Source organism: Collinsella aerofaciens (assembly GCF_015670795.1).
Classification (GTDB): domain Bacteria; phylum Actinomycetota; class Coriobacteriia; order Coriobacteriales; family Coriobacteriaceae; genus Collinsella; species Collinsella aerofaciens_Q.
In genome coordinates this window covers 1-9,884 of record NZ_JADPCJ010000044.1, presented here as the reverse complement: position 1 = coordinate 9,884, position 9,884 = coordinate 1, and the positions used below count along the sequence as shown (strand labels likewise).

General features: G+C 54.5%; 7 protein-coding genes. 2 read left to right on the top strand and 5 right to left on the bottom strand.

All coding sequences use genetic code 11. From position 1 onward, the window contains the following. From I4W09_RS09910 to I4W09_RS09895, 4 genes are all read right to left on the bottom strand, one after another. Positions 1 to 803 (bottom strand): restriction endonuclease subunit S (locus tag I4W09_RS09910; protein WP_196034036.1); only part of this gene is annotated, 803 nt, incomplete at its 3' end. Beyond that, the gene (locus I4W09_RS09905) at positions 804 to 2,282 is read right to left on the bottom strand and encodes a class I SAM-dependent DNA methyltransferase (RefSeq protein WP_196034034.1); all 1,479 of its coding nucleotides are present in this window, start codon (positions 2,280 to 2,282) and stop codon (positions 804 to 806) included. It abuts the gene before it with no gap. Positions 2,283 to 2,301: 19 nt separating this feature from the next. Then, a complete protein-coding gene (gene hsdR, locus I4W09_RS09900) occupies positions 2,302 to 4,632 on the bottom strand; it encodes an EcoAI/FtnUII family type I restriction enzme subunit R (RefSeq protein ID WP_196034032.1) in 2,331 nt (776 codons plus the stop codon). A gap of 191 nt (positions 4,633 to 4,823) precedes the next feature. Next, the gene (locus I4W09_RS09895; protein WP_196034030.1) at positions 4,824 to 5,558 is read right to left on the bottom strand and encodes a 3'-5' exonuclease; all 735 of its coding nucleotides are present in this window, start codon (positions 5,556 to 5,558) and stop codon (positions 4,824 to 4,826) included. 258 nt (positions 5,559 to 5,816) lie between these two features. On the opposite strand from I4W09_RS09895, the gene I4W09_RS10595 reads away from it, so the two are divergent. After that, positions 5,817 to 5,942 (top strand): hypothetical protein, encoded by a 126-nt coding sequence (locus I4W09_RS10595; protein WP_255412934.1) that lies wholly within the window; start codon positions 5,817 to 5,819, stop codon positions 5,940 to 5,942. 499 nt (positions 5,943 to 6,441) lie between these two features. On the opposite strand, the gene I4W09_RS10710 is transcribed toward I4W09_RS10595, so the two are convergent. After that, entirely contained in the window at positions 6,442 to 7,821 is a 1,380-nt protein-coding gene (locus I4W09_RS10710) for an ATP-binding protein (RefSeq protein WP_196034027.1), read from the bottom strand. A gap of 593 nt (positions 7,822 to 8,414) precedes the next feature. Between I4W09_RS10710 and I4W09_RS09885 the strand changes: the two genes are divergently transcribed. Beyond that, positions 8,415 to 9,413 carry a hypothetical protein gene (locus I4W09_RS09885; RefSeq protein WP_196034024.1) on the top strand — a complete coding sequence of 333 codons (999 nt, stop codon included), beginning with the start codon at positions 8,415 to 8,417 and terminating at the stop codon, positions 9,411 to 9,413. The last annotated feature ends 471 nt before the right edge of the window (positions 9,414 to 9,884 follow it).

The following is a 9,884-nucleotide window of genomic DNA, read 5'->3' as shown; positions in this document are numbered from 1 at the left end:
AGCCCGCCGTACTCCTCGACCAGGGGCATGAGCTCGCCGACGCGCTCGACGATGCGGCGCTGCTCGGCGAGGGGCGGGAGGGGGAGAAGCAGCGTCTTAATCATTGAAACATTGATGTGCTTTACGCCCGTTCCGATATTTGCAGCACGATATAGCCTCCATGCATAAGGCGAGGAAAGCGCGACTTGACAGTACTTATTAAACAACAGCACTTCGTTACAGCCGAGAAGCATCACTCGCTGGCCAAGGCAGGTATTTCCTTCATGCAGAATAACCGAGCGTCCAATCGAGCCCTCACGAGAAAAAATAATGTCGCCAGCTTGCGGAACATATCGCTTCGTCCTTTTCTCATAGGATTCCCGCGACAATGAACGCAATCCCGTTAGGTGCCAGTTATCATCCATGCAATTTGTATCAATTGCCGAGTAGCCTGTTTCAACGGCGAGATAGCTAGGCGTTGAGTGGGGGCAGTCAACAATGGCGTTGCAGCAATCTTCTAGCCTTGCCCAAGCCCACCCCTCGGGCAGTTCCTCAAACGGCACTTCGTTCGCGATGCACTTATCGCTAGTCACGCGACCCTTGGCATCCACCCTCTTCTCATAGGGGGAGCCATCGGAACCGATATAGATAATGCTCTCCCCGCCTTTAGAGAACTTGGCCTTACCCTCAGCGATAAGCTTATGCTTCTCTTCACGGATGCGTTCGAGAAGGACGCTGGCAGGCTCGTCGTTCGGATCCTGCGGCACAAGCTTGCCCTCGACCGCCATTTGCAGAATTGAGTTCTTCAGGTCTTTTGCCTTCATCTACGCCTCAATCCCAAGAATCTCGCAAATTCGAGCCAACTTCTGGTCAATCTCGGCGTCGAGCTTAGCGCGCTCTTCTTTGTAGCTCCTAATCAGCTCGTCGGGCGGCAAAATCTCTTCTTCCTCGTGTGGATAGCCACACAAATCAAGATTGAAGCCGCCGTCTCGCAACTCGTCGACTGTATAGAACTTTGCCTTGGGATTACCATCTTCCTCGATATCTCGACGGTTCTCCCACCATTCCTTTACAGGTGCAAAATGTTCGAGCCTAATGGGCTTAGTCTTAGAAAAGTGCTTATATCCCTCGGGCATATCCATGCGATAGAACCAGACGCCCTCAGAAGCCCCGGAATTATCGAAGAACAGAACGTTGGTAGTGATGCTCGTGTAGGGAGCGAAAACGCTCTGCGGAAGGCGCAAAACAGTATGCAGGTTCATATCCTCAAGCAGGCGACGCTTGATCTCCGTCTTCGCGCTATCCTGGCCAAAGAGAAAGCCATCCGGAATGATGACAGCAGCGCGGCCGCCTCGCTTAAGACGATAAAGGATGAGTCCAAGGAATAGATCCGCAGTTTCGGAGCTACGGAGCGCAACAGGGAAGTTGTTTTGCACTGACGCGCTTTCAGATCCTCCATAGGGGGGATTCATGAGTACGACATCAAACTGGCCATCAGGCTTGTGCTTCCATTCGCGAACATCTTTTTCAAGCGAGTTATCGTGAAAGACCTTGGGGTTGTCGATGTCGTGTAGCAGCATGTTGGTTATGCACAACAGATAGGGCAGTTGTTTCTTCTCGATGCCATAAACCGAGCTCGTGTAGGCCACGCGATCAGCCGGAGTCTCTATCTGGTCGCGGAGGATGTTGAGGGCGCTCGTCAAAAAGCCGCCTGTGCCGCAAGCAAAGTCAGCCACGGTCTCACCGAGCTTGGGCGCAAGTGCTCGGGCCATAAAGTCGGTCACCGCTCGGGGCGTGTAAAACTCACCGGCATTGCCCGCGGACTGCAAGTCTTTAAGGATGGTCTCGTAAATTTCGCCGAAAGCGTGGCGCTCTTTGTACTCGGTAAAGTCAACCGCCTCGTCAATCTCATTGACGACCTGACGAAGCAGGATGCCATCTTTCATGTAGTTGTTAGCGTCAGTAAAGGCCGCCTTAACGACGACGTGACACAGGGGTGCCTCAGGTGCAAGCTCTAAGCTCTCGAGAGTCTTGAAGAGATCGTTGTTTACAAAATCGAGGAGCTCATCACCGGTAAGCGCCTTGCCGTCCTTCGCATCATGCGCCCAGCCGTGCCAGCGCAGACGCTCGGGGATGATGGATTGATAGGAGTCATCGTGAAACTCCCACTCCTGCTCCTTAGCATCGTAGATCTTGAGGAAGAAAAGCCAGGTCATTTGCTCAATGCGCTGTGCATCGCCATTGATGCCGGCGTCTTTACGCATGATGTTCTGCAGGGTCTTTACAAGAGATCCCAGTGCCATTTGCTATCGTTACCTTTCTCTATGCGATATAGAGCTCGTCCTCGAGCATCTGCGCTGCCTGAATGTACTGTTGTTTGCCGCCGAATGCGGCGACGATCTTCATTGGGCTGCCAAACCGACGGAATTCTTCGAGGTCGAGGACATGGGTATCGTCCAAGTCTACGAGGTTCGACGTCGCATATTTATCGAGAAGTGCTTCGAGGACCTCGCGCGCGACGCCGGCATACTCATAAAGCACGCCCTTCTTCTTGACGCTATTGGCTCTCTCGCTGCGCGTAAGAGGTCTCTGGTCGTAAGCAATATGGCAAATGAGGTCAAAGTCGCTCATTTGCTCCTGTCCAGTCTCGAGCCGCAGCTCGTCCAGGAATACGCCACGTGCGCGCAGCTCATCGATAATCGCTTGCTTTTTATGTTCAGAGTTCCACGCCGCTAGGAAGTGGTCAAGAGTGTCGTATTCGCCAAGGATGTTTTTTCGCGTATAGTCCTTAAGGCTCTCAGTTACAAGAAGGCCATCGGAGGAGTAATACTGCACCATCTCCGACACTACATAGACGTCGGCCCCATGAACGTGATATTTCACATGGGAGGACGGATCGTCCGGCGGTAATACGGGTGGGTCTACGATTGGAGGCGGAGGCGGGACGGGGCTGCCGCCATTGCCGCCGGGACCCGGGTCCGCAATGGGGTCACCCGGATTAGGCTCAAACACAACAACAGGCTCACCATCGAACTCGGGATCTGCGAACAAACGCGATGCGTCACGAAAATCGAGGATAGTGAAATAGAGTTTGTCGTAGTCCTCACAGATACGGGTTCCGCGGCCGATAATCTGCTTGAACTCCGTCATTCCGTGCTCACCGAACTTGTTGTCGAGCACGACTACCTTACACGTCTTGCAATTAACGCCAGTGGTGAGAAGCTTCGAAGTCGTAACGATGGTCGGGTATTTCTCGTCGGGGTCGATGAAGTTATCTAACTGAGCCTTACCTTCCCTGTCGTCACCCGTAATCTTCATGATGTAGGTGGGGTGATCTCTTACGATATCGGCGTTCTCGTTTACAAGGGCACGTCGCATGTTTTCGGCATGCTCGATGTCAACGCAAAAGACTATGGTCTTGGAGTAACGATCCGTCTCCTTTAGAAATTGAGTTATCCGCTTGGCAACTTCCTCGTAGCGCTCTTTGATGACGATCTCGCTGTCGAAGTCCTGCTTCTCGAAAACACGTTTGGGCAGAGCTTCGCCGCGATCATCCACGGTGCCTTCCTCAGTACGGTATCCGTAAATGTCGACGTTCAGCTTAGGGCGAATAACTTTATACGGGGCAAGAAAGCCATCCTCGATACCCTGTTTAAGGGAGTAGGTATAGACAGGTTCGCCGAAGTAGGTAATGTTTGAAACCTCTTCAGTCTCCTTTGGCGTGGCCGTCATTCCGATTTGAATTGCGCAATTGAAATACTCGAGTACTTTACGCCATGCGGAGTCCGCCGCGGCGCTTCCGCGATGGCACTCGTCTACGATAATCAAATCGAAGAATTCCGAGTCGAACTCGCGGAATATTTCTTCACCGTTTTCTCCAACAAGCTGTTGGTAGAGCGAGAAATAGACCTCGTAAGCAGAATCGAGCTTTCGACCTACGACCTTGGTTGTAACCCTCTTGAGAGGCTTGAAATCGCCGTCTATAGTCTGATCGACGAGAATATTGCGGTCCGCCAGATAGAGAACCTTACGAACCTCGGTAGTCTGTCGCAAGCGATGAACGATTTGAAAAGCCGTAAAAGTCTTTCCCGTTCCCGTTGCCATAACGAGCAAGATGCGATTCTTACCTCGCGCAATAGCTTCAAGCGTACGATTGATGGCGATGCACTGATAGTAGCGAGGATGATTGCCGCCGTGCTCCTGGTAATACGGAGCGGTCACAATCTCCTGGCTATACGGATGTTCAAGCCCCTTAGCTTTTGAGTATCGTGTCCAAAGTTCCGCCGGAGCGGGAAACTCGTCCATGGCAAGAGTGCGCTCTTTCCCGGTAAGAAAATCGTGCTCAACAAAACCCTTTCCGTTTGAGCTGTACGCAAACGGAATATCGAGCAGCTGGGCATATCCCATCCCCTGTTGGAGACCGGCATCAACGGTGTGCTCCGTATCCTTAGCCTCGACGATTGCGATAGGGATGCCCGGAGCATACATCAGAAGGTAGTCAGCCTTCTTCTTGTCTTTACGGGTGACCATACTTCCGCGCACAACGATCTCGCCACTGGTAAAGAAATACTCAGTGAAGACTTGGGTATTGCGATCCCACGACTCCATAATCGCAGGATCAATGAGTTTAAGCCGTGTGTCAGACTCGTTCATACGTCTCGGAACCCCTCATTGCGCAAAGCGACAGCTATTGATGTTGAGTTGATTAATTTTATCATCACTATGCAATCTAGCAGCCGCTTTATACGAAATGAGACGAAGTAAAGTCAGCCCCGTGAGAAAGCTCCAAAGAAAGCAAAATGAGCCCCGTTGACTTGAGTCAGAGGTCATTCCCGGAGCCCCGCCTACCTCCCCTCCGCCTTCAGCTTCAGCAGCAGATCGCTCAGCTCGGGGCACCTGCTGGAGAGGCGCGTCTGGGCTCGCTCGCCCATCCCCCACCGCTGGCGGATCTCCTGGGCGCGCGGGCTCACGTGATAGTTCCCGTCCATCACCTGCTTGAGCAACTTGGCGGTCACGCGCGCATCGGCTAAGGCGCTGTGGGCGTGGCCCGTCGACTCGTCGAACTCGATGCCAAACCACGTCGCCGCGTCACTCAAAGAGACACACCCGTGGCTGCCCACATCCATGATCGAGGTGTAAAACGCCTGCAGGTCGGCCCAGTCCGTAGGAAATGCGGAAAGGTCGATGTGCTTTGCCTGGCACTCGGTCAAAAGCTGTCGACGATCCGCCCCACTCCAGCAAACCACCTGGGCGGAGTAGCGACCGATCCAATCGCTGAACCTTTTGATCACCACATAGAGCGGATCGGCCATCGCGGTGTCCACAGCCGATATCCCCGTAAGCTCGCGGACGGGATATGCAACGCCTTCGGTAAATTCTGTCTGCACAAACTGCGAGAACTCACCCATAACGTTGCCGTGGTAATCGAGCTTGACGGCGCCGACCTCAATAATCTCATTGCGCAGCCCACGGCGCTGGCGCTGCTTTGGCACCGGCGCAAACTCAAAGTCCAGCACAATCTGGCGCGCAAAGTTCGTCGTATCGATAGCCGAGATACCCGGCGTCCTTTCAGCTGACACGATTATGGCCTCTCTCCGTCAACTGCCGCTTGCTACATAAGCGGCTACATTGCCGTAAGGATAGGCGCCCGTACGGACATGAAATCGCCCAGCGCGGCTACCCGGCATCCTTGCGTAAAGCCACACTTTGAGAGAATCACGTTGCTGTTATTATCGAACATATATTCGTATTTATGACCGCGCTTTGATAGAATGGCAGTTGTTGACGGCAGTTCCATGTGCCGGGCAGCGCCCTCCATGCGACGGGAGGTGATGCCCATGACCGATCTGATTGATTTCGTGAAGCTCCTGACCGCTTTGGTCTCGCTCCTCACGGCGCTTATCGGACTTTCCGAGGCACTTAAGCAGCGTACGAAGCAAAAGAAGAGGGGTCGACGCCGATAAGGCATTGACCCCTTGAACTAAGTAACGGCGCTGCCCAGCTATCACCCTTGGGCTGCCGTCGACTTTATTCTACCCACGGTTGCCAGGTTTAACAAATGAATTTTCAGTAATGGAGCCTCGGAGCCCGCTCGCTCAACCACCTGGCCATCGGATTAGCCGGATTATGGGACACGCCTTCCGTCCCAGGCCTCTACCAGAAAATGCGTCCCACCCTGAGGCTCGATTCCGGGACACGGTTTCCGTTTGAAGCCCCGATGGGAAAGCGCGTCCCGTTCCGAGAGCTCATTCCGGGATGCAGTTTCCGCTAGAGATGCCACCGGGAAAGCGTATCCCGTTTTGGAGCCGAATTCCGGGTCGTAGTTTCCGCCTGAGGGCCGATCCGGAAACGGCATCCCATTCTGAAGCCGAAATCTGGAACGCACTTTCCGCCAAAGGTCGCAAAAGGAAAGCACATCCCATTCCCGGCATCAAATCAGGACGCGCTTCATTATCCCCGCCCTCACACCTCGGCAAACGAGATCAGCTTGACGTCTCCCCTACTCTCCGCGGCATCCCGACATCCCTGCGTAAAGCCGCTTTTTGAGAAAAGTGCATAGCTTTTTCGTTGCCGTCTAAAGAGCTCGCTTCGGTGCACGAGCTTTTGCAGCACGTCTTCGCCCGCCGGTTCATTGCGCCATTTGCACTCCGCAAACAGCGCAGCGCCCTCGCCATCGTCAACAATCAAGTCGATTTCTTCCTGCGTATGCGTGCGATTGTCCGTCCCCCACCAGCGCCCGACGCTCGCCGGAACCACATCGAGCTGGCCCGCGCGCGCGAGTTCGTACACGTATTGTCTGCATATAAGCTCAAAGACCGTACCCATGTAATCCGATACGTGCGGCTCAATGCGCTTATACGCCATCTCGGCCATATCGTTTTGAATCAGCCCAATGTTCTGCGGAACAAACTTGTACCAGAACCTAAACATCTGGTCGCTCAGCAGATACACGGCTCGCTTATTGCTCGTCTCGTTTAGGGGCAGCTCGCGCTCGACAATCCCAAGCGACGCCAGCTTATCAACATAGCTCTTTACGTTGCTCGCAGGGATTCCCGTAGAGCTCGCAATCTCCGAGATCTTCGAGCGCCCCTGAGCAATTGCTTGCACGATCGCATCATATTGCTCGGGATTGCGGCACTCTTGCAACAGCAGGTTACTCGGCTCCTCAAAGAGATAGCCCGTAGGAGTAAGAAAAAGACGTTTGATGTTGTCCTTGAGCGGTGCGGCAGGATCGACTTTCTCGATATATGCAGGAATGCCGCCTGTAATGCCATAGCAAACCGCAGCGTCTTCGCGACTCATGCCCCGCCACAGGCCGAGGGTCGTCGTAAAATCGAGCGGTATGATCTTAAACTGGGCCGTGCGCCTACCGTATAGCGGACTCTCGTAGCCCAACACCTGTTCCTCCATAAACGAAAGAGACGACCCGCACAGGATAAGCATGAGCTTGGTCTCTTTGTACAAGTGATCAATCTTGTCTTGCAGCAACGAGCTGATCTCGGGATTCGATTGGGCGAGATAGGGATACTCGTCAATCACAACAATCAAACGTTCCGTGCGAGCCATGGTGGCCAATGCATCGAACGCTTCATCAAAGCTACGAAACGACACGCCTGCAGCACCAACCGAACCCGCAAGTATCGCCTGGCTAAAGCCGTGCAGGTTTGCCTCCGCATTGGTACGACGAGCCTGAAAGTAAATAGCCTTCTTGCCTTGGATGAACTCTGTGATAAGGCGCGTTTTACCCACACGACGGCGGCCGTAAATCACAGGCATCTCAAAGGAGCCCGTGCCATACAGTCGATTGAGCTCGGACATTTCCGTTGTTCTTCCGATAAACACAGGGCCATCCTTCCTTTACGTTATAGCTAGCTATATTATATCTTCCTATAATATAGCTAGCTATAACGTAATTCGACAAGCGGCGCACGCAAAAGAGGCGGTACACCACCGCACGTGGACCGTTCCGGAAAATGTATCCCGTTCTGGAGCCAAAAACTGGGCCGTAGTTTCCGCCAAGCATGCCATCCAGAAAGTGCGTCCCACCCCGAGGCTCGATTCCGGGACACAGTTTCCGCTTGAGGGCTGATCCGGAAAGCACGTCCCATTCCGAGTGGCAATTCCGGGACACAGTTTCCGCAGATACAATGCAACGATCCGCCGCCCTTATCACATGCCTTCAAATATGCGGTCCAGAAACACAAAACAGCAGATAGATTGCTCTTTTTCGGAAAAGTACACGTCCCGAAACTTACCAAGACTTCATATCCAGCTACCGTTCACGGTCGCCGATTACCGCCCACCGATTCAAACAAGAAATATGTCGCCAAAAGCAGGTCATCTACCTGCATGGTTAGATTTTGGTCAGCTTTTGGTCAGCTGAGCGGCAAGTTCCAGCTGGTACGTTTTTGCTACCCAAAAGAAGGCGGTAGCTCATGACCCATTGCAATGACCAACTCATCGACCAGCTGTTGAACCAAGCCGAACAAGAGGAGCGCTGTCTGATTCCCCCGAGCGCGGCGATCCGAAAAGCGCTCCTTCGGCGCATCGGCAGCGCGGTCGTCTCCCCCATGCCAGGTTTGTTCGCGCGCAAAATGCGCTGGGATGAGCTCAACCGGGCGCAGCGTCATTGCGAGATTATTCGCGCCCTTGCGATCATCCACCCCGATTGGACGTTCTGCTCGTTTTCGGCAGCTTGCCTGCTGGGGCTCGAGGTCTCGTGGCGACATCTGAATGTCGTGCATGTTTGCAGCTCGACAAAGCCGTCGGCTCGTCCGGGCGCACATATTCAGCGACACCAGATTGAGCCGGCCGGAGCAATACGCAGAGCCGGCATATCGGTAACGCCGCCCATCCAAACGGCCACAGATTGCCTGCTGCAAACTGGTTTTGCCGACGGCATGCCCATTGCCGATTCGGCGATCTCAAAGCTCGGCCTTGCGCCGGAACAGCTGATGGAGGCCGTCGAGCAACGAGCGACTGCCCGCAATGGTCGCGCGATTCGCACCGCCCTCACAACGCTTCGATATGCCGACGCCCGCGCCGAGAGCGGCGGGGAATCGGTCGCCCGAGCCGTCATGATCGAGACGGGCTTTGCGCCCGACTGGCTTCAATACGAGTTGACGGACCCCTTCGATTCGGCCAAGCCCATACGAACGGACTTTGCCTGGGAGCGCCAGGCGCGGGAACTCACGCTGGGCGAGCTCGACGGGCTCATCAAATATACCGACCAGACCATGCTGGCCGGACGCACCACCGCCGAGGCGCTCGTTGCCGAACGACAGCGCGAGGCGCACCTATCGCTCTACGGCCACCCTCTGCTGCGCTTTACCATGAACGAGGTCCGCTCGACAGGAATGCTCGCCAAAAAGCTGCAGACGGCAGGCATCCGGCAGACCGCTCTACCGACATGGCTCAACGAGGTGGACCTGTAGGAGCTGCTAGGCCAAGCATCGCCGAATCGCATTCCCCCTATCTGGGCCGCGTTTTCCCAACGGCCACGCCAACGGAAAGCGCGTCCCAGCCTGGACGCTCAAAACGGGATGCACTTTCCGGATGGCGGGCCTGGCGGAAAGCGTGTCCCGGAATCCCGTCTCAGAGCTGGACAGGCTTTCCGGTTGAGTCCTTCAGCGGAAACCGCATCCCGGAATAAACACTCAAACTGGGATGCGCTTTCCAAATGAGCGGTTAACGGAAAGCGCATCCCACTCTGAGGCATGATTCCGGGACGCTGTTTCCGCCAGAGGCTCTACCGGAAAGCGCATCCCATTCTGAACGCCAATTCTGGGACGCAGTTTCCGCTCCAAACAAAAGGCCCCGACTCGCGATTGAACTGCACCCCAAAACTTGGACGGCTTAAATAAAAACTACGCCGCAAGGGACTGTCTCCGGAACTCCTCCGGGGT